Raw genomic sequence first — 20570 nt, 5'->3', positions numbered from 1 at the left:
TCAATTCATTTTTCCCCTCATCTTCAAATTAAACTAAAACAAATAGGCTCGACCTTTTCTTCTGCATATAAAAGAAAAAGTCAGCCCTTCCAACTAATCTACGGACAATGGACGGATTTTACATGTTGAATATTCACATACATTTTTGCATCACGTGCTTTTGATATTTCAATATGACCTTCATCAATTTTCGCCATTTTTCCAATTTTATTGGACTCCTCACCTAAATCAAACACCATAATTTTCCCAGTCATTTTAATAAGCTGTTCTTCAAATGTTCTAGCTAATGTAATATTTAACGGATTTACGGGGAGTTCATTTTTATTGAGGGCATACGGTACTTGGTTTTCTTTATACGGAATTAACCATTTTAAATGCTTTAAAGATATATATACCGTTTTATAAACCGGACTATAAAAAACAATATAGTCGTTCATCACACTTGTAACATAACCATGTATTGGAGCATTTCCTGCTACATAAACTTCTGTAAAAATCCCTTTAGAAGTACTTAATACTTTTCTCAAAGAAATTGAAGGGGATTCCCTCTTAATTACAGAATCAACATCTGGTTTTAGTATGTCTTCGTCATGTGGTCTTAAAAATTTATAGTATTGTACATGATATAAAGATATATATACATAGTCTTGTCCATTGTAAAGAACAATAATGTCATTTCCTACGTCTATTAATATACCTTTAAACCTTTTTTCACCGATTAATTTAACATATATATTTTCCCCAATACTTTTGTTTAACTCATTCATCTATATCCTCCTTCCTATGAATTTCAGCTTCCCTATCTTCCTTTTCAAAAAAATAATCAGGGCAATGTTCTGTCTTAATAGTAAGTAATTCCTTTTCATACTATCGAAATAAGAAATTGTTCTTCTCTTTCCCTCATAATGCCCCTCTTATTTATTAAACATTATTCATCTTCATTCTTTTTACATTTCACTACTTGACTCACACTCTTAATATGATAATTAATGATATAAATAACTTCATCACCGTTTACTAGCGTAATACATTCTTCATGCACTTCACTTAATAGGCCTTCTACACACTCTGGGCCGCCACGGTTAATCTTTACCCACTTATACTTCAAGTCACGTAATACATCGACGAAAGTATCATCATCAGAGCAGAAACATGAAACATAGCCATCGCCACATTTACTTTCTTTCACTTTCTTAACTAGACTCTTCACATGTTTCAATTGGTAATATACTAATTCACCAAGAGGAAGTTGTAATGTAAGGTAATCTCTTCCTAACGATACAAGTACCCCCACTCGACTCTCTGGTCCACGAAGATTTACTTTTACAGTCTCACCGACTAAGCCTTTAATTTGTTCACAGCATAATATACTTTCCAAATTTGTATCCTCCTTTCTTATTATCTTCCTCTTCTTGACTGTCTTTGTGCGCGAGCTCGACCTGAATCATTACTTTCACTTTCGCTTTCACTTTCGCTTTCTTCGCTCTCTCTACAAGGTACTGTTACACTCTTAATATGAGATACTGCAACTAATATAACTTCTTCTTTTACAATTAGTGTCACAAATTCACAAGAAACATCTTGTAAAATACCTTCAACTTTCTCTGGGCCACCACGATTAATTTTCACCCAGCAATATTTGAAGCTTTGAAGTAACTTTTCAAAGTCATCTTCACATTCACATTCCAACCATCTGCAATCATCTGCTTTACAATCTTTCGCATTTTTTGTAATACTTTTCAGATGACGAATCTGATAGTAATAGAGCTCTCCTTTTTCATTCTTTAATACAAAGTAATCCGAACATACAGCGACTATTGTCCCTTTTTGAGATTCTGGACCACCCCTGTTTACTCTCACAAAAGATCCAATTAAGTCTTTCAGAAAATCACAATGAAATAAACTCACGAGAAAACCCCTTCCATTAATTTATAAGCTTTTGCACTGATAGTATATGTATCTGTACAGGTTACGTTCTCTATGTTTGTCCTAGCTAGAAAAAAATATGCTTTTAACATGGTAGACTACTACCTATCAAAATTTGAAGAAAGGCTAAGAACTCCTTATGTTTTTGATATCTTCAAACAAAAAATCCCTTATGAATATACATTTCTGCATATCTTCATAAGGGATTTTCCATAGTTTAATCTTCGTCTTTAACATCCATATCTTCTGGAATTGGTTCGTTCAATATTTCTTCCACTAATTGCTTATATTTCTCCATTTGTTCTAAATGTGTATTAAATTGTTCTTTATTTACTAAATATTGCTCTCCATCGAATAGCGCACGAATTTTCTTTTGCTGAATTAACTCTTCAATATACGATTTTGGTAAATTCAAATACTCCGCAGTCTCTTCTATTGTTATATACAATGCCTTCATTCCTTTATTATTTTTTCATCTATACTGTATCTTACTTTACTTTATTTTTGTAAACAAATAAAAAAGATTTTGTAAATGCAGTTCAAAAAGCAGGTAGATGCATTCCATATATTGTATAGTATTATATAGTAAGAATTTTTTAAATATAGAATGGTATTACCCATTTACACAAAGGAGAGTTAACATATGGCTACTCGTCACATCATTACAATGTTAGAAAAAACACTACAAGTTGAAACAGAAAACACAATTTCTCATTTGAATGTATCTTTATCTGATCGTTTTCTTTCTCAAAGCACAGCAATACATGAAAACAATTGTTATCATACAATTGGTGAATGGTACAAAAATCATTTCTTATTCCAACAAGATGATTTCCTTTGGGCTAAATATGCCTTCTATGACGCATATTGTGAAGCCATCCAAAAACAAGGTCATCTTACAAAACGCGTCCGTCAAATATTAGAATCATTGGCTCGAAAACACGGAAAACAGTATATTGCTTCTATACTAAATATGCCATTTCCTAATAAACGCGCTAAAGGGACAGCGTAATTTAGCCATGTTCTGTGTAAGCAAAACATAGCTAAATTGTTTTCTAGGATGCTTTACCAATAAAATGTTCATATCATATGAACTGATGAAACCGGTGTCATTATAATGATAGAAAATATAGTAAACAGGAAAACCCCCACGTACATCTCTCATTCACTTGAATAGAGAAATACGTGGGGGGATACTTGTTCCTTATTATTTCATCATCTGCTTAATCAGTTCGCGATTTCTCTTCTTAAATACTTCATTATGAGAAGAAACCATTCCGTACTCACTTGCATCTGGTTGGATAAATTGTTTTGCTTTATTCACAGCATTTCCAGCATCTTGAAATGCACCTGCAATTAAGTGTAGTTTCCCTTCGTGCTTTAAAATATCTCCAGCAGCATATAATCCATCTACTGAAGACTCACTATTTGCATTACCTGCAATATAATAATTATCTATAATTGCAACGTCTAACTCACTATTTTCTAATAATGTAATGTCGCGTTCATATCCATGATTAATAATAACTTCATCAATAGGTAAATGAGAAACCTCACCTGTTTCATGATTTGTTAATTCTACATATTCGATCGCTTCATGATTATCACCAGCAATTAATTTTGTAATCGATGTATTAAAGAAACACTCCGCTGAGCTGTTCATAAGTTGTTTTACTTGTGCTTCATGACCAGATAATTCTTCTTTTCTATAGGTTACATACACTTTTTTCGCAATTGGTTCCAATTCATTTGCCCAATCAACAGCAGAATTGCCTCCACCGGAAATAATAACTGTTTTACCTTTGAAACGCTTTAAAGATTTAACTGTATAATTTAAATTCGATACTTCAAATCGCTCAGCACCTTCAATAGATAACTTTTGCGGTTTCAATATACCACTTCCTGTTGCGACGATAACTGTTTTTGAAAAGTGTTCTTCGCCAGTACTTGTTTTTAATGTAAAAGTACCATCTTGATTACGAATAATCGATTCTACTTTTGTATCTAATACAACTTCCGGCTTAAATGTTAACCCTTGCTGTACAAGTTGTTCAATTAACTTATCACCTGTAACTGGCAATAGTCCTCCTACATCCCAAATCATTTTTTCCGGATACACATGTATTTTTCCACCTAAATGTGGTTGAAATTCTATTATTTTTGTTTTCATTTCTCTGAGTCCACTATAAAAAGCTGAATAAAGCCCTGCAGGTCCTCCGCCTATCACGGTTACATCAAACAATTCTTCTCGATTCATTCGTGCTCACTCCTCAGCTATTAATCATTGATTATCATTCTCAATAAAATATAACCTGTTTCCGCAAAATTTACAATCAAAATTACTATTGACAATACACCTATATAAAATTATATTATTTAAAGAATCAATAGTGATAATCATTATCATTTTGTTAATAATTAGCAAATTTGAGATTACATCTTATTTTATTAATATGGTTAATACTATATTATAAAATCTCATATTCAAGATTTTTAATAAATCATTTTGCTTTACCACTACTCTTTCAAAAAGATTGCAGTTAAACAAATTATTGTATACACATATCATCTATGTTAAAGGAGAAAGACGATGAAAAAGTTATTTATTTCACTAACAGTTCTTTTCGTTCTTGTTATGAGTGCTTGTAGCAATGGCTCTACAGACAAAAAGAACGATGCAAAAGGTAGTAAATCAGAAACAATTACATACCAATCTGAAAATGGTAAAGTAGAAGTTCCTGCAAATCCAAAACGCGTTGTTGTACTATCATCATTCGCTGGTAACGTAATGTCATTAGGTGTAAATCTTGTTGGGGTAGATTCATGGTCTAAACAAAACCCACGTTTTGATAGTAAACTTAAAGATGTTGCTGAAGTATCAGATGAAAATGTTGAAAAAATCGCTGAACTAAATCCAGATTTAATCATTGGTTTATCAAATGTTAAAAATGTCGATAAGTTAAAGAAAATCGCTCCTACTGTAACATACACTTACGGAAAAGTTGATTACTTAACACAGCATTTAGAAATTGGTAAGTTATTAAACAAAGAAAAAGAAGCAAAAACTTGGGTTGATGACTTCAAGAAACGTGCACAAGAAGCTGGTAAAGAAATTAAAGCAAAAATCGGTGAAGATGCAACAGTTTCTGTTGTAGAAAACTTCAACAAACAGCTTTATGTATACGGCGAGAACTGGGGCCGCGGAACAGAAATTCTGTACCAAGAAATGAAATTAAAAATGCCTGAAAAAGTAAAAGAAAAAGCATTAAAAGAAGGTTATTACGCATTATCTACTGAGGTATTACCTGAATTTGCTGGTGATTACTTAATCGTAAGTAAAAACAAAGATACTGATAACTCATTCCAAGAGACAGAATCATATAAAAACATCCCAGCAGTAAAAAATAATCGTGTATATGAAGCAAACATGATGGAATTCTATTTCAATGATCCACTTACATTAGATTTCCAACTAGACTTCTTCAAGAAGAGCTTTCTTGGTAAATAATACAAACAAGAGGAATTCTTAATTTAAGAATTCCTCTTCCTTTATTCTATGAACAGAAAAGATGTGAAACGAATGACAAAAGATCATGATAATCCACGTTCTATAGCTTTTACATACAAACTAATTTTAAGCTTAATTGCATTCTTTCTTATTTTTATGGTTGCAATGGTATTAGGTGCTGCAGATACTTCGATAAAAGATGTATGGTTAGCACTCACTTCCTCCGCTAAAGGAGACAAAATATCTATTATTCGAGAAATACGTTTACCACGTGAAGTTGCTGCTATTTTTGTAGGAGCTGGATTAGCCGTTTCTGGAGCAATTATGCAAGGATTAACACGAAATCCACTTGCGGACCCTGGATTATTAGGGCTATCTGGTGGAGCAAATGCTGCGCTTGCACTAACACTTGCTTTCAATCCTTCCATCAGCTATCTTTACTTAACGTTAGCTTGCTTTATCGGTGCTGCAATTGGCGCAATTATGGTATTTGGAATTGGTATGGTGAAAAAAGGCGGCCTTTCTCCTCTTCGAATTGTATTAGCGGGCGCTGCAGTTTCAGCATTTCTACTCGCAATTTCAGAAGGAATTGGCATTTACTTTAAAATTTCACAAGATGTATCACTTTGGACTGCTGGGGGCGTAATTGGAACAACTTGGAGCCAATTAAAAATTATTATTCCAGTCATTTCAATTAGTATCTTTATCGCTATCTTACTAGCAAAAAAATTGACAGTTCTTAGTTTCAGTGAGGAAGTGGCTATTGGACTAGGTCAAAAAATTATTGTTATTAAAACTATTTTATTTATCATTATTATCTTACTTGCAGGTGCATCTGTAGCGCTTGTTGGAAATATGGCATTTATCGGTTTAATGGTACCTCACATGGTACGCCCAATTGTCGGTCCAGATTACCGATTTGTTATACCGATGTCAGCAATTGCTGGAGCTTCCTTTATGCTACTTGCAGATACAATCGGACGTACTATTAACGCTCCGTACGAAACACCAGTTGCGGCAATTGTCGCGATTGTAGGATTACCATTCTTCCTATTCATTGTACGTAAAGGAGGAAAAACATTCTCATGATGCAATCTATTTTAAGAAAACAGCGTCTCATTATACTCGCTTTACTTATAGTAATCATCACAACCATTGTAATTGGAATGGGACTTGGTTCAGCATCTTTATCTTATGATCGACTACTCCCAACATTAATGGGGCAAGGGACTTTTAAAGAGGAGTTCGTTTTATACTCTTTAAGACTACCTAGAATTGTCATTACATTATTAGCTGGTATGGCTCTCGCTTTATCAGGGGCTATTCTGCAAGGAATTACCCGAAATGATTTAGCTGAACCTGGTATTCTTGGTATTAACTCTGGGGCTGGTGTTGCTGTTGCTATTTTCTTTTTATACTTTCCAATAGACGTAGGTTCATTTCTTTACTTACTACCTGTCGTTGGATTTATTGGGGCATTTCTGACAGCTGTTCTAATTTACGTATTTTCATATAGTAAATCAACTGGACTTCAGCCGGTGCGATTAACATTAACCGGTATCGGTTTTGCATTTGCACTATCTGGAACGATGATTGTCCTTATTTCATCCGCGGATCGTATGAAAGTAGACTTTATTTCAAAATGGATTGCCGGAAATATTTGGGGAGATGACTGGATCTTCGTTTTAGCAATGCTCCCATGGTTAATCGTATTCATTCCGTTTATTTTCTATAAAGCAAATCGATTAAACATCTTAGCATTAAACGAACCAGTCGCAATCGGCGTTGGAATTGAAATTGAAAAAGAACGCAGGTACTTATTAGTTGCAGCCGTTGCACTTGCAGCTGCAGCTGTTTCCGTAACAGGAGGAATTAGCTTTATCGGATTAATGGCTCCTCATATCGCGAAATCTTTAGTAGGTCCAAGACATCAAATCTTCATGCCTATTGCCCTTTTAATCGGCGGATGGCTATTATTATTAGCAGATACAATTGGACGAAATATCGTTGATCCTAATGGCATTCCAGCAGGTATTGTCGTTGCTTTAATTGGGGCTCCTTACTTTATGTATTTGTTGCTTAAGAAAGCGTAAAAACATCCTCAATTTTGAGGATGTTTTTTCCTTTCGTTTCCTTCTCCTAACCCTTTATTCACCATTCATATTTCCTACCTCAATACAATTCCTGAACAAAATATTTTTGATTATAAACTCTATTAATGTTATATTATCACATATAACTTTTACGTTTTAAGGAGTATCGTATAATGAAAGCTATTTCTATTATTCTTATCTTAATTGGAATTTTTGGTATCTTAATGGGCGGAATGATGTTCGGAGATATCGGTATTGCTGCAATTATTGGTTCATTAGCAGCACTATTCTCAGGAATCGGTTTTTGGAAATTAGATTCGCAACTCAAAAATATATCTAAATAATTAAAATCCTAAAATGGCCATGGAAGAATATATATTCTTTCACGGCCATTTTAATACACATTGAATAACATTTCCGTTAGATTTCTACTGTTGCCCATACCCTTCAAACTTCTTCGCCAAATTCTCCATCTCGTCTTCTGGCAGTAACTTCGGTTCTCCGACGCTTTTTGTTTGATAATAAATTTGAGCACAAAACTCAATCTCTTCTGCAATAGTAAACGCCATTTTTATATTATTTGCCCCAGCAATTAAACCGTGATTCGCAAGTAACACTGCACGGCGATCAATCATGCCTTCAAAAGCAGCATCTGCTAATTGCTTCGTACCAAATGTCTCATACGGCGCACAGCGTACATTCGGGCCTGCAAAAGCAATTAAATACGATACTGCAGGAAGTTCCCATCCTAATGATGCAATCGTCTTTGCATAAGGAGAATGTGTGTGTACAAGCGCATTTATATCTTCACGCTTTCTATAATAAATAAGGTGCATATCTAGTTCACTTGATGGCTTTCTTTCTCCTTCTACTACTTCACCATCTAAGTTTAATATAACTACATCTTCAGGCTTTGTTTCATAATAATCTAAACCACTTGGACTAATCGCAACAAGACCTTGTTCACGATTAAAGATACTAATATTACCGCCCGTCCCCTTTGTTAAACCACTAGAAATCATTTTCTTTCCATACGCTACAATTTCTTCTCTTTCTTTTTGTAATAACATATACATCCCCCTAAGTATGAAGCTTATGATGACTGACTTTTATATTTATCTACTTATTGAAATAGCTTTTTTAAATTCTCCGTAAACGGTGCCTTTACAATCCCTTTTTCTGTAATAATCGCTGTTACATTTTCATGTGGAGTAACATCAAATGCTGGATTATATACTTTACTTTCTTTCGGAGCTGAATATTGTCCAAAGCGATTAATCACTTCAGAAGCATCTCTTTCTTCAATCGGAATTTCTTTTCCTGTCGATGTCTTTAAATCAATTGTCGGTGTTGGCGCTGCTACATAAAATGGAATGTTGTAGTACTTAGCTAAAATAGATACGCCTAATGTGCCAATTTTATTTGCTACATCACCATTTGCTGCCACACGGTCGCATCCAACGATTACTGCATCAATCTTCCCTTGTGACATGACCATAGCTGCCATATTATCCGTAATAACAGTAACGTCAATACCCGCTCGCTGCAGTTCTAATGCTGTTAACGTTGAACCTTGTAATCTAGGACGCGTTTCATCCGAATAAATTTTTAAATTCCATCCTTTTTCTTTCGCTAAATACATTGGAGCCGTCGCAGTACCATACTTAGTCGTCGCTAAAGCACCTGCATTACAGTGCGTTAATACTCCCATTTCATCATGGAATAATGTTAATGCATGCTCTCCAATTTGACGGTTAATTTCTTCATCTTCTCTATGAATTTCTTTTGCCTCTTCTAGTAATCTATTTTTCAGCTGTGAGATTGATAAGTGAGCATTATCTGTCGCTACACTTTCCATTCTTTCAAGCGCCCAAAATAAATTTACTGCAGTCGGTCTTGATGTCGCCAAGTATGTACATACCTTTCTTACTTCATCCATAAATCCTTCTTCCGTACTTTCAGCAAATCCCTTTATCCCTAAATACACTCCATAAGCAGCTGAAACACCAATCGCGGGTGCACCTCGTACTTTCATTACTTGTATTGCATCCCACACACTTTCAGCTGTTTTAAAAGATTCATAGACAATTTCATTTGGTAATAACGTTTGATCTAACAAAACTAAAGCATCATCTTTCCACTGAATTGGTATTAATTGCTCTTCCATCATATTCTCCCCTTACTTCGCGTAGTGCGTTGACTGTTCTTTTAACGTTTCTACAAAACTTGTGCCCGTTATATATTGATTCGCTCGTAAAATAAAACTCTTCGCTACTTGAAGACAAATTCGCTCCGCTCTAGCACGTGCTTCCTCATTCCCAATACAAGTAATATCTTTTACTTTCGCTAATCCAACAATACGGCGAATTAATTCCAGACCTGTCACTGCAGCTGTATCCTCTAATACAGATTGCAAATAGACTTCGCTAAAGCCTTCTTCCTTCGCCATAATCTCGGTCACATGAATATCCCAAGCATCTAAAAACTTCTGCTTAAATAAATCAATTACCTCTACCATCGTAGTTTGTAACCAATCCATATACGTATCTTTCTCAGCTCCAGGTGACATCGTTGCATCTGCATTCACCCAAGCAAACATTAAATTCGCCATTACATTCCCAACGTCATATCCCATAGGTCCATAAAAAGCAAACTCAGGATCAATAACCTTTGTAGAATCATCTCTTACAAAAACAGAGCCAGTATGTAAATCACCATGAAGTAATGCCTGTGCATTCGTCATAAAAGAAAATTTACGTTTCGCTACTTCCATACGCAGCTCTTTATCACTATAAATATGTTCCCTAATCCATCCCTCATTTAACGGAAATAACTCATTACGCTTATTATGATTGGTAAATGGTTCTGAATATACGAGGTCCTCTGTAATCTCACATAATTCAGGATTTATATAATTCTTCACAAGTTCCTTCTTCTCTTTATGATTCATTACAACATCCGATGTTAACAAAAGTGTATTTACCATAAAAGTAGTTAAATCATCCGCAAATCTCGGAAATATTTGATGATTTATAAGTGCTGTACGTAATATTGTGTGATCCGATAAATCTTCCATTACGCAACAATTCATCACACTATCAAATAAATACACCTTAGGAACAAGTCCAGGTGCTAACTCATCCTCTAACTGCAAAACATCTGATTCTATACGAATACGATTCGTCGACAACTTAAACTCATCTGAAATGCGAGCTGTATCCCCAGCTTGCTTTACGATGACAGACATGTTCTCTTTTTCATCCCAAACGCGGAACACATAATTTAAATTGCCATCACCTATTTCTTTACACTGTAACCCCTTTGCATTTTCAAACTTAGATAATTTCTCTTTCACATATGCAATCACATCTTTAGCTTCCATTAAAAAATACTTCGTGAACTTAGACATGGTTTCCCCTCCATACTAATTGTAAGCGTTTTCTAAAAGCTATAAAAAATAATAGGTTGAATTTTTTCATCCTATAAATATGTATTCTTCTTTTTGAAAGGTATATCTAGGTTTTATTATATCTTGTTAGCACTTTGAGTCAATGTTTCTAACTATCATCGTAATATACTTCCTAATTATATATTTGAGATGACAAAAATTGTTCAAAAATTTTCCGATTCATTTTATTTTATTTATCACAAAATTCTTTGTAAAATAGAAGTAAGCAGTTCCTTTTCAAAACCACAACTTCTAAGAAATATTTCCTTCCTAAGACATTAAACTTACACACTATCTCTAACATACACATTAAACTTTTCAAACACTCATCTAAAATTTATAGACTTAAAATTACCTTTCTATTCCGTGATAGCCTTAATTGAGAATAAATATTAATTAAATTGGAATAAAGTTGGTTTATTCGCTTGACAAAATAACCACTTCTATATGATAATTAATATCGAATTAGAATTATTATAGTTAATTAAAAAATATATTTTATGAGCACACTATTTTTTGATGCTCAAAACCAACATTTAGGAGGAATTTTAACATGTTATTAATCGGCACAGAAGTAAAACCGTTTAAAGCTAATGCTTACCATAATGGAGAATTTATCCAAGTTACTGACGAAAGTTTAAAAGGAAAATGGAGTGTAGTTTGTTTCTACCCAGCTGACTTCACATTCGTTTGCCCAACTGAACTTGAAGACTTACAAAACCAATACGCAACTCTAAAAGACTTAGGCGTTGAAGTATACTCTGTATCTACAGACACTCACTTCACTCACAAAGCATGGCATGATAGCTCAGAAACTATCGGCAAAATCGAGTACATCATGATTGGTGACCCAACTCGCACAATCACTACAAACTTCAACGTTTTAATGGAAGAAGAAGGTCTTGCTGCTCGTGGTACATTCATCATCGATCCAGACGGCGTTATCCAATCTATGGAAATCAATGCTGACGGTATCGGCCGTGACGCAAGCATTCTTGTTAACAAAATTAAAGCTGCTCAATACGTACGTAACAACCCAGGTGAAGTTTGCCCAGCTAAATGGCAAGAGGGTTCTGCAACACTTAAACCAAGCCTTGACCTTGTAGGCAAAATCTAAGGAGTTCGATCAAAATGATACTAGATGCAGATATAAAAACACAACTATCCCAATACCTTCAGTTAATGGAGAACGATATTTTACTTAAAGTAAGCGCAGGAGACGATAACGTATCTAAAGATATGTTAGCTCTAGTAGACGAATTAGCTACTATGTCATCTAAGATTACAGTAGAAAAAGTTGAATTAGAGAGAACACCAAGCTTTAGCGTAAACCGCCCTGGTGAAGACACTGGTGTCGTATTCGCTGGTATTCCATTAGGACACGAATTTACATCATTAGTGTTAGCTTTACTACAAGTAAGTGGACGCGCTCCAAAAATTGAACAAAAATTAATCGATCAAATTAAAAACATTCAAGGCGAATATCATTTTGAATCTTATATCAGCCTAAGTTGTCATAACTGTCCTGATGTTGTACAAGCTCTTAACGTAATGAGCGTTCTTAACTCTAGTATTACACATACTATGATTGACGGCGCTGCATTCAAAGAGGAAGTAGAAAGCAAAGACATCATGGCAGTACCAACTGTTTACCTAAACGGCGAATCTTTCGGAAGCGGTCGTATGACACTTGAAGAAATTTTAGCTAAAATGGGTAACGGTCCAGATGCATCAGAGCTTTCTGATAAAGATCCATACGATGTTCTTGTTGTTGGTGGCGGCCCTGCTGGTGCAAGTGCAGCAATTTACGCAGCACGTAAAGGCATCCGCACTGGTATCGTTGCTGAGCGCTTCGGTGGTCAAGTAATGGATACTATGGGCATTGAGAACTTCATCAGCGTGAAAAAGACTGAAGGTCCTAAGCTAGTAGCAAGCCTTGAAGAGCACGTAAAAGAATACGACATCGATGTAATGAATCTACAACGTGCGAAACGTTTAGAGAAAAAAGAACTTATTGAAGTGGAACTTGAAAACGGCGCCATTCTGAAAAGTAAGAGCGTAATCGTTTCTACAGGTGCTCGCTGGCGTAATGTTGGCGTACCAGGTGAAGCTGAGTTCAAAAATAAAGGTGTAGCATACTGCCCACACTGTGACGGTCCATTATTCACTGGAAAAGACGTAGCAGTTATCGGCGGAGGTAACTCTGGTATTGAAGCGGCTATCGACTTAGCAGGTATCGTTAAGCACGTAACTGTTCTTGAATTCATGCCAGAATTAAAAGCTGATGCTGTATTACAAGAGCGTCTTAACAGCTTACCAAACGTAACTGTTCTGAAAAACGTTCAAACGAAAGAAATCACTGGTACTGACAAAGTAAACGGTATTTCTTACATCGATCGTGAAACTGAAGAAGTTCATCACGTTGAATTACAAGGTGTATTCGTACAAATCGGTCTTGTTCCAAACACAGACTGGTTAGGCGAAACAGTTGAACGCGCTCGCGGTGAAATCGTAACAGACAAGCACGGCGCTACAAACGTACCAGGAGTGTTTGCTGCAGGTGACTGTACAAATAATCCGTACAAACAAATCATCATCTCTATGGGTTCAGGTGCAAACGCAGCTTTAGGTGCATTTGATTACTTAATCCGTAACTAATAAAAAAACAGGTGCCTTGGCACCTGTTTTTTTATTACCCTAATGTATAAACTAAAAACCTCTCATTCCCATTCTTCTCATAAGCACCTGGCAATCTAACTTCTTTCTTCAGCTCAAACGCAGTCTGATTTTCTAAGAAGAAAATATAGTCCTCAGAAGGATAATATAAAATAATATCTACTTCTCTCCCCGTTTCTTCTACTGAAAGCAAAATGTTATTTACTACATTCATAAACACTTGTACAGAAAATGGATTAAAGAAATAAAACCTATTATCATGTGGATCAATCTCATATTCCTGCGCTAAACAACATTGGAATTGAATTTTCCCCTTACTGTTTCGTGCCTTTCGTGCATAACGATCTCGATTATCCATTGCTTCTTTATAAAACTCTTCATTCATTTCAATTCCAACTGCTGAAGCACCACATTTATGATGCATATAAAAGTTTAATCGCCCTTTTCCGCACCCAAAGTCTACAATTCGGTCGCTACTTCGTATCTCATATTGATTCAATAACTCATCTAACCCGCTATACGGCGTCGGTTCATAGCGGTGATAATGCATAGACTTGTTAAACCCTTTTTGCTCACCGACTGTTTTTATATGTAAAACTGCATCGTAATATTGTTCGTTCATTCGTTTTCTCCTATTAAAAAATGGTACTTATTATTATACACCATGTACTGGAGGCTCATTTTTCATCAAATTAATAGGTATGTGAAATTATATTAACGATTTTCTTAATATATCTATCGTAACTTCAAATATATCAACGATTTTCTCAATATATCTATCATAACTCAAAATATATCGATTTGCTGACAATTCACGACAAAAAAACAGGAGCTCTCTAGCCCCTGTCTTCTAACACTTTCAATACAGTTTGTTTCAATATTTCTACCCCATCCATAATACAACTATGATCGAACCTCATATACGGATGGTGTAATCCAGGTTGTAGATCTGCTCCTAATCCAAGCATGACAGCTTTTAAATGTGGTCTTTTCACTGTATAGTAATGGAAATCATCACTTCCCGTCGTATAGAGAGGTCCCGTACATCTCTCTTCCCCATACGCTTCGAGAATACCTTTACGCATAAAGCGCTCTGCTTCTTCAGAAACCTCCGCTCCCGGTGCAAGATCCATCCATTCGTATGAAGTTTTTGATCCCATCGATGCAGCTGATTCTATTACATGCTCAATCTTTTTCTTTAATTCTTCTAATAGTATATTACTCTCTGCTCTTACATCTAAACTGAAATGACCATTTCCCGGAATAATATTTAAATTATCACCACCAGCTTGGCATCTCGTCATTTTTACTGAATAAGAACTTTGCGGTGACAGCCAAATATTTTTCAAACCGATATTAATCATGGAAATGACATCAATTGCATTCACACCTTGGTGTGGTCTTGCCCCGTGTGCATCCTCCCCATGAATCATACCCTCTAAAAATCCTGCTGCTCCATGGCGAATAGATGAGGCTGCTTGTTTCAAAGTTAGTTCTTCAATCGGTCTTAGATGGACACCAAATAAGAAATCAGCATCATCTACAGCACCTTTCTCCACCATCTTCAAAGCACCATTCCCCTTCTCTTCTGCCGGCTGAAAAATAAATCTAACCGTACCACTTTTCCATCTCATATTTTTCAACTGTAAAATAAGTCCCATTACAATAGTCATATGAGCATCATGACCACATGAATGGTTCGCTTTAAATTCTCCATCTACTTCTTGCCAAAGTGCATCCATATCAGCACGAATCGCAATAACTGGATTCCCGCCTCCAATCTCAGCAATTACACCTGGACAATCATCAAATGTTCTATATGAAATTCCTTCTTCTTTTAAAAAGTCAGTAATATACGCTGTCGTTTCATATTCTTTCCAACTTACTTCAGGGTTTTCGTGTAAATGCTGAAAAATCTCCGTTAAGCGCTCTTGTAGTTCTAATGTTTTCAACGTTCCAGTCTCCTTCCCACATTACAAACGATTCGGGTTAATTATACTTATGAAAAACAGATGTTTTTATGAACATATTGAATTTTAAGAAAAAAGTCAATTGTTTATTTTTAAATACTTAAAAAGCTTACTACTCACCTATATTACAAACTAAACAAACAACTAGAACATTCCTTATTTTCTGTTTTTTATGTTGACGCTTACATAAACTTTTAGTTATCATAACCTAATAAACGTCTATTTTACGACAATTCTAAAAATACAAACAAACATACGTAACAAGGAGGAACTTTATGAAAAAAGAAATACCTTTTGGAATAGCGATTATCCCTATTATCATTACCGTTGCAGTTATGATGATTACAATTGTTGTATTAAAACAAACCCCTCACGTTCCACTTATTATCGGTACAACCGTTGCTTCTATTGTCGCTTGGCGTTACGGTTACAAATGGAATGATCTTGAAGAAGCAATGTATAAAGGGATTCGTCTTGCATTACCTGCTATCGTCATTATTATTCTTGTTGGCTTAACAATTGGTGCTTGGATTGGCGGTGGAATCGTCGCAACGATGATTTATTACGGTTTAAAACTTTTAACTCCATCACTATTTTTAGTTTCCATTACCGTCATTTGTTCTATCGTTGCATTAGCAATTGGTAGCTCTTGGTCTACAATGGGAACAATTGGCGTTGCTGGAATGGGAATTGGCCTAAGTATGGGAATCCCAGCTCCAATGGTTGCTGGTGCCATTATTTCAGGCTCTTATTTTGGCGATAAAATGTCACCGCTTTCAGATACAACTAACTTAGCCGCAGGATTAACAAATACAGATTTATTCGCACACATTCGTCATATGTTATTTACTACAGTTCCAGGTTTAATTATTACTCTTATCGTCTACGCAGTCTTAGGAAGAAGCTTCGGCGCTAACAATATTGATGCGAAAAGCATCGATCAAACGTTACAAGTATTGCAACAAAACTTTGTTATCTCGCCTTTCCTACTCATTATACCCGTAGTCGTTATGGTATTGGTCGCTAAAAAAGTCCCTGCTATACCAGCGATTCTCGTCGGTATTATTTTAGGATTCTTATCACAAGTCTTTATTCAAGGTGGTTCTGTCTCAGCATCTGTCGGTGCACTCCAAGCTGGATTTGTTATAGACACTGGAAACAAGCTAGTAGACGAACTATTTAACCGCGGTGGCTTAGATTCGATGATGAATACAGTCTCTATGACAATTGTCGCTATGACTTTCGGAGGAGTATTAGAACATACAGGTATTCTTCGCTCAATTGTAAATCAAATTTTAAAGTTAGCGAAATCAGCAAAAGGGCTTATCGCTTCTACTATCGCATCTTGTTTTGCAACAAACCTTACTTGCTCTGAACAATATATTTCAATTGTTGTCCCTTCAAGAATGTACGCAAATGCATACACGGAAAAAGGACTACATTCAAAAAACTTATCCAGAGCATTAGAAGATGGTGGAACATTAACTTCTGTCTTCGTTCCTTGGAATACGTGCGGTGTATTTATTCTCGCAACACTTGGCGTAGGTGCATTTGAATATGCTCCTTATGCTATTTTGAATTTCATCGTACCTATTATCTCAATCATTTATGGTATAACAGGCTTCACAATTGTAAAACTATCAGACATTGAAAAAGCAGAACTACTAAAGAAACAAAAAGCTCAACTAGAAGCTTAAAAATAGCGGTAAATTCAGTTCATATAGTGCGCGAGGTCGCCCTTGTTGATAGGGCATTTCCTCCCCACAAATATGAGCATACCCGTAATCAACTAATTTCTTTAACAACCTTTCTGTCGATCTTCGAGTCACTTGTAAGTACTCAGAAAGGTCAGCTGCTGTAAACTTCAATGACGGGTGCGATTGACTAAATTGAATGATTTTTGACAAGTTGGCCGGACTAAGTTTTGTTTCCTTCGCTATTTTCATTAGTTCCGGATTATCATTTTTCAAACTTTGTACTCTCTGTTCTTTCGGGAACGGACCAAACAAATCTTTATCACTTGTTAGTATATAAAAACAACGATCTATTGGATTGTTCTTTGCAAAACTTTGAGCAATTTTTGCATTTTGCTCCGCTTCTTTCACGGTTTTCCCATAACCAAATCCAATAGCTATCGTTCCTTCTACGCTCGCAAACAAGTTATCTATCGCATTTGTTTTAATAATTGATTCGATATCACCACGAGTTGTATACAAAATGCATGTCAGTTCATCCACTTGTTTAAATGAACCACGTAGTTCTTTTGAAATCACATCTAGTTTTTCAAGCAAACTCGCTCGTAATTCTAAGGAAGAAATAATACAAGCACCAACAGTAGCTGAATAGCTTTTTGCTAACTCAGCTTTTATTTTTGCATCTTTTAGCCCATGTATAATGGATTGTGTTGGATCAATCATGCGCTCTGAAGGAACACCTATTTTTTGAAGCTCGTCGTAAACAGCGTGAATACTAGTTAAAGCTAAATGAGCTTCTCCACATTGATATTTAGCTACATGAAAATCGATAACTCTATTTATCTCATCTTTACTCCACAGCATATTTTCATAATCCAACACTTGCGGACTTTCTTTTATACCGATATCATGGAACACATTTGTAATAAACGAGCGGTCTACTAAATCGATGGAAATGTTATGTGGTTGAATACTTTGATGATACATGATAGAAAGAATTGAAGATGCGACAGTTGTCTCGTCTTGCTGTAAGTATGTACTTGGAATTCGTAATTGTTCTCTTATTTCTTTTGCCATATAATAAGGTAAAGCACCTGAGAAAAAGATGACATCACAAGGCTTTAGACACTTTAATAGTTCAGAAGATTCCGCCGGATGAAGGTAAATATATGGATCAATTTCTATTCCTTCTAATTTTTGAGCAATAGGAAAAAGGTTGTCCATAAATTCCTTTGAACCGACAACTGCAATTTTTATCATAATTTTCTCTAACTCCTTATCATTAATTAACGACTATTTAACGTCAACTATATCAAATGTATAAAACTATTGTAAACAGGAAGGGGTTTCTATTCAATGAAAATTACAGCTATTCATCTTTACGCAATTCGTTTACCGCTTCGCAATCCGTTTGTTATTAGTTATGGCTCTTATTCTGATATGCCCTCTATTATCGTCAAAATGGAAACAGATGAAGGTATTATCGGTTACGGTGAAGGCGTTGCTGATGATCACGTCACAGGTGAATCGTGGGAAAGTACTTTCCATACTTTAAAACATACGCTAGCCCCTGCTCTAATTGGGAAAAATCCAATGAATATCGAAAAAATACACGACATGATGGACAATACAATTTACGGTGTTCCAACAGCGAAAGCCGCAATTGATATTGCTTGTTTTGATATAATGGGCAAAAAACTAAATCAACCTGTATATCAATTAATTGGCGGGCGCTACCATGAAGAATTCCCTGTCACTCACGTTTTAAGTATTGCCGATCCAGAAAACATGGCTGAAGAAGCTGATTCTATGATTCAAAAAGGTTACCAATCTTTCAAAATGAAAGTTGGTACAAATGTAAAAGAAGATGTAAAACGTATTGAAGCTGTACGAGAACGTGTAGGAAATGACATCGCTATTCGCGTTGATGTAAACCAAGGCTGGAAAAATAGCGCAAACACATTAGCAGCACTACGTTCATTAGGACATTTAAACATTGACTGGATTGAACAACCTGTTATCGCGGACGATATTGATGCCATGGCTCATATCCGTTCTAAAATAGACCTCCCGCTTATGATTGATGAAGGACTAAAAAGTTCTCGTGAAATGCGCCAAATTATTAAATTAGAAGCTGCTGATAAAGTGAATATAAAATTAATGAAATGCGGCGGCATATATCCAGCTGTAAAGCTCGCTCATCAAGCTGAAATGGCCGGTATTGAATGCCAAGTGGGATCAATGGTCGAATCATCTGTTGCCTCTTCAGCAGGATTCCATGTCGCTTTCTCAAAAAAAATCATTACGAGCGTAGAGCTAACAGGACCATTAAAATTCACGAAAGACATTGGAAACTTACATTACGATGTACCATTCATTCGCTTAAACGAAAAGCCCGGACTCGGCATTGAAATAAACGAAGATACACTACAAGAACTAACCGTCTTTCAAGACGTTGTACGCTAAAGGAGAACTATCATATGACGGCTCTATACGAAGGAACATTAAAACAAAATAACGAATCATTTCACGTTACATTACTATCACTAGAGCACATCGAACAAATTTTATCACTACAAAACATTGTAGTTGAAGCACTAGAAGATAAAAGTCGTTTACAACCACTCTCACAAGAAGAATTTCAATACATTCTAGAAGGAAACGGCATGATGATCGGTGCTTTTATCGAAAACGAACTCATCGCATTTCGCGCTCTACTCGTCCCGCCTATCGATGATGAACATTTAGGGCTTGATATTGGTTTGCCAGAAAGTGAACTACACCGCGTCATCTATCAAGAAATCTCAAACGTTCATCCGAACTGTCGAGGAAATGGGATGCAAAAAATATTAGCAAACGTCATCATGGACGAATTACAAAAAGAAGATAGCAAATATGATTATGTATGCTGCACCGTTGCTCCTTTTAACATCCCGAGTTTGAAGGATAAATTTGCGCAAGGGATGGAGATTGCTGCGCTGAAGGAGAAGTATGGTGGTAGTCTGCGATATGTTTTTGTGAAGAAATTGCGCGGAGATAAAGAAAGCGATTGGACGGATGTTCAAATTATTCTAATGAGTGATGCTAGTGGACAGCAGGCTTTGCTTTCGGAGGGGTATCGTGGGTATGAGATGGAGAAAACAGCAGATACTTTCATTGTGAAGTTTGGGCGATAATCTATATACTCGAAAAGAGGAGATGTCTGCTGTGACCTCTTCTCTTTTCAATTTGTTGAACAATCCTGTGGTAAATGAA

General features: G+C 35.8%; 21 protein-coding genes. 10 read left to right on the top strand and 11 right to left on the bottom strand.

Translation table 11 applies throughout. From position 1 onward, the window contains the following. Positions 1-98 precede the first annotated feature (98 nt). From BUA87_RS24595 to BUA87_RS24580, 4 genes are all read right to left on the bottom strand, one after another. Positions 99-767: an LSm family protein gene (locus BUA87_RS24595; RefSeq protein WP_001004268.1), complete on the bottom strand. Its 669-nt coding sequence runs from the start codon at positions 765-767 to the stop codon at positions 99-101. Between the two features lie 161 nt (positions 768-928). Further along, a complete protein-coding gene (locus BUA87_RS24590) occupies positions 929-1378 on the bottom strand; it encodes a hypothetical protein (RefSeq protein WP_000443836.1) in 450 nt (149 codons plus the stop codon). Between the two features lie 20 nt (positions 1379-1398). Beyond that, positions 1399-1908 (bottom strand): hypothetical protein, encoded by a 510-nt coding sequence (locus BUA87_RS24585; RefSeq protein WP_000051533.1) that lies wholly within the window; start codon positions 1906-1908, stop codon positions 1399-1401. 235 nt (positions 1909-2143) lie between these two features. Next, positions 2144-2383: a helix-turn-helix domain-containing protein gene (locus BUA87_RS24580; RefSeq protein ID WP_078385229.1), complete on the bottom strand. Its 240-nt coding sequence runs from the start codon at positions 2381-2383 to the stop codon at positions 2144-2146. 186 nt (positions 2384-2569) lie between these two features. On the opposite strand from BUA87_RS24580, the gene BUA87_RS24575 reads away from it, so the two are divergent. After that, the gene (locus BUA87_RS24575; protein WP_000235476.1) at positions 2570-2938 is read left to right on the top strand and encodes a hypothetical protein; all 369 of its coding nucleotides are present in this window, start codon (positions 2570-2572) and stop codon (positions 2936-2938) included. A gap of 195 nt (positions 2939-3133) precedes the next feature. Here BUA87_RS24575 and BUA87_RS24565 read toward each other — a convergent pair whose 3' ends face one another. Then, the gene (locus BUA87_RS24565; protein WP_001078268.1) at positions 3134-4183 is read right to left on the bottom strand and encodes an NAD(P)/FAD-dependent oxidoreductase; all 1050 of its coding nucleotides are present in this window, start codon (positions 4181-4183) and stop codon (positions 3134-3136) included. Between the two features lie 333 nt (positions 4184-4516). On the opposite strand from BUA87_RS24565, the gene BUA87_RS24555 reads away from it, so the two are divergent. From BUA87_RS24555 to BUA87_RS31445, 4 genes are all read left to right on the top strand, one after another. After that, positions 4517-5434, top strand: coding sequence for an iron-hydroxamate ABC transporter substrate-binding protein (locus BUA87_RS24555; RefSeq protein WP_000732579.1), 918 nt, complete (start codon positions 4517-4519; stop codon positions 5432-5434). A gap of 48 nt (positions 5435-5482) precedes the next feature. Further along, positions 5483-6523 carry a FecCD family ABC transporter permease gene (locus BUA87_RS24550; RefSeq protein WP_002025239.1) on the top strand — a complete coding sequence of 347 codons (1041 nt, stop codon included), beginning with the start codon at positions 5483-5485 and terminating at the stop codon, positions 6521-6523. After that, the gene (locus BUA87_RS24545; protein WP_000983749.1) at positions 6520-7527 is read left to right on the top strand and encodes a FecCD family ABC transporter permease; all 1008 of its coding nucleotides are present in this window, start codon (positions 6520-6522) and stop codon (positions 7525-7527) included. Before BUA87_RS24550 ends, BUA87_RS24545 begins: the two co-directional genes overlap by 4 nt. Positions 7528-7700: 173 nt before the next feature. Continuing rightward, positions 7701-7871, top strand: coding sequence for a hypothetical protein (locus tag BUA87_RS31445; protein WP_000644466.1), 171 nt, complete (start codon positions 7701-7703; stop codon positions 7869-7871). An 84-nt stretch (positions 7872-7955) separates the two neighbouring features. On the opposite strand, the gene BUA87_RS24540 is transcribed toward BUA87_RS31445, so the two are convergent. The 3 genes from BUA87_RS24540 to mtnK are packed head-to-tail and all read right to left on the bottom strand — an operon-like array spanning position 7956 to position 10936. After that, positions 7956-8597, bottom strand: a complete 642-nt coding sequence (locus BUA87_RS24540) for an L-fuculose-phosphate aldolase (protein WP_000926548.1) — start codon at positions 8595-8597, stop codon at positions 7956-7958. A 53-nt stretch (positions 8598-8650) separates the two neighbouring features. Then, a complete protein-coding gene (mtnA, locus tag BUA87_RS24535) occupies positions 8651-9697 on the bottom strand; it encodes an S-methyl-5-thioribose-1-phosphate isomerase (RefSeq protein ID WP_025118702.1) in 1047 nt (348 codons plus the stop codon). A gap of 9 nt (positions 9698-9706) precedes the next feature. Further along, entirely contained in the window at positions 9707-10936 is a 1230-nt protein-coding gene (gene mtnK, locus BUA87_RS24530) for an S-methyl-5-thioribose kinase (protein WP_000033228.1), read from the bottom strand. A gap of 592 nt (positions 10937-11528) precedes the next feature. Between mtnK and ahpC the strand changes: the two genes are divergently transcribed. Both ahpC and ahpF read left to right on the top strand, forming a co-directional pair. Beyond that, positions 11529-12092: an alkyl hydroperoxide reductase subunit C gene (gene ahpC / locus BUA87_RS24525; protein WP_000924420.1), complete on the top strand. Its 564-nt coding sequence runs from the start codon at positions 11529-11531 to the stop codon at positions 12090-12092. Between the two features lie 14 nt (positions 12093-12106). After that, on the top strand, positions 12107-13633 hold the full coding sequence (gene ahpF / locus BUA87_RS24520; protein ID WP_000599499.1) for an alkyl hydroperoxide reductase subunit F: 1527 nt from the start codon (positions 12107-12109) through the stop codon (positions 13631-13633). Between the two features lie 34 nt (positions 13634-13667). On the opposite strand, the gene BUA87_RS24515 is transcribed toward ahpF, so the two are convergent. Both BUA87_RS24515 and BUA87_RS24510 read right to left on the bottom strand, forming a co-directional pair. Next, positions 13668-14273, bottom strand: a complete 606-nt coding sequence (locus BUA87_RS24515) for an SAM-dependent methyltransferase (RefSeq protein ID WP_001005626.1) — start codon at positions 14271-14273, stop codon at positions 13668-13670. Between the two features lie 214 nt (positions 14274-14487). Further along, the gene (locus tag BUA87_RS24510; RefSeq protein ID WP_000853506.1) at positions 14488-15603 is read right to left on the bottom strand and encodes a M20 peptidase aminoacylase family protein; all 1116 of its coding nucleotides are present in this window, start codon (positions 15601-15603) and stop codon (positions 14488-14490) included. Between the two features lie 293 nt (positions 15604-15896). Here BUA87_RS24510 and nhaC point away from each other — a divergent pair, with 293 nt between their 5' ends. Beyond that, positions 15897-17318 carry a Na+/H+ antiporter NhaC gene (nhaC, locus tag BUA87_RS24505; protein WP_000711502.1) on the top strand — a complete coding sequence of 474 codons (1422 nt, stop codon included), beginning with the start codon at positions 15897-15899 and terminating at the stop codon, positions 17316-17318. Here the strand turns inward: nhaC and BUA87_RS24500 are convergent. Next, positions 17307-18578, bottom strand: coding sequence for a hypothetical protein (locus BUA87_RS24500; protein WP_043353419.1), 1272 nt, complete (start codon positions 18576-18578; stop codon positions 17307-17309). The genes nhaC and BUA87_RS24500 overlap by 12 nt on opposite strands. Before the next feature lie 93 nt (positions 18579-18671). On the opposite strand from BUA87_RS24500, the gene BUA87_RS24495 reads away from it, so the two are divergent. Further along, on the top strand, positions 18672-19781 hold the full coding sequence (locus tag BUA87_RS24495) for a mandelate racemase/muconate lactonizing enzyme family protein (RefSeq protein ID WP_072941064.1): 1110 nt from the start codon (positions 18672-18674) through the stop codon (positions 19779-19781). Between the two features lie 14 nt (positions 19782-19795). Then, complete coding sequence (locus tag BUA87_RS24490; RefSeq protein ID WP_000126174.1) at positions 19796-20491, top strand: hypothetical protein; 696 nt, start codon at positions 19796-19798, stop codon at positions 20489-20491. Positions 20492-20570: the final 79 nt, after the last annotated feature.

Origin of the sequence: Bacillus sp. bc15, from assembly GCF_900142585.1 — a bacterium.
Taxonomy (GTDB): domain Bacteria; phylum Bacillota; class Bacilli; order Bacillales; family Bacillaceae_G; genus Bacillus_A; species Bacillus_A cereus.
Note: the sequence above shows the minus strand (reverse complement) of the source record. Positions and strands in the feature narration are given on the sequence as shown.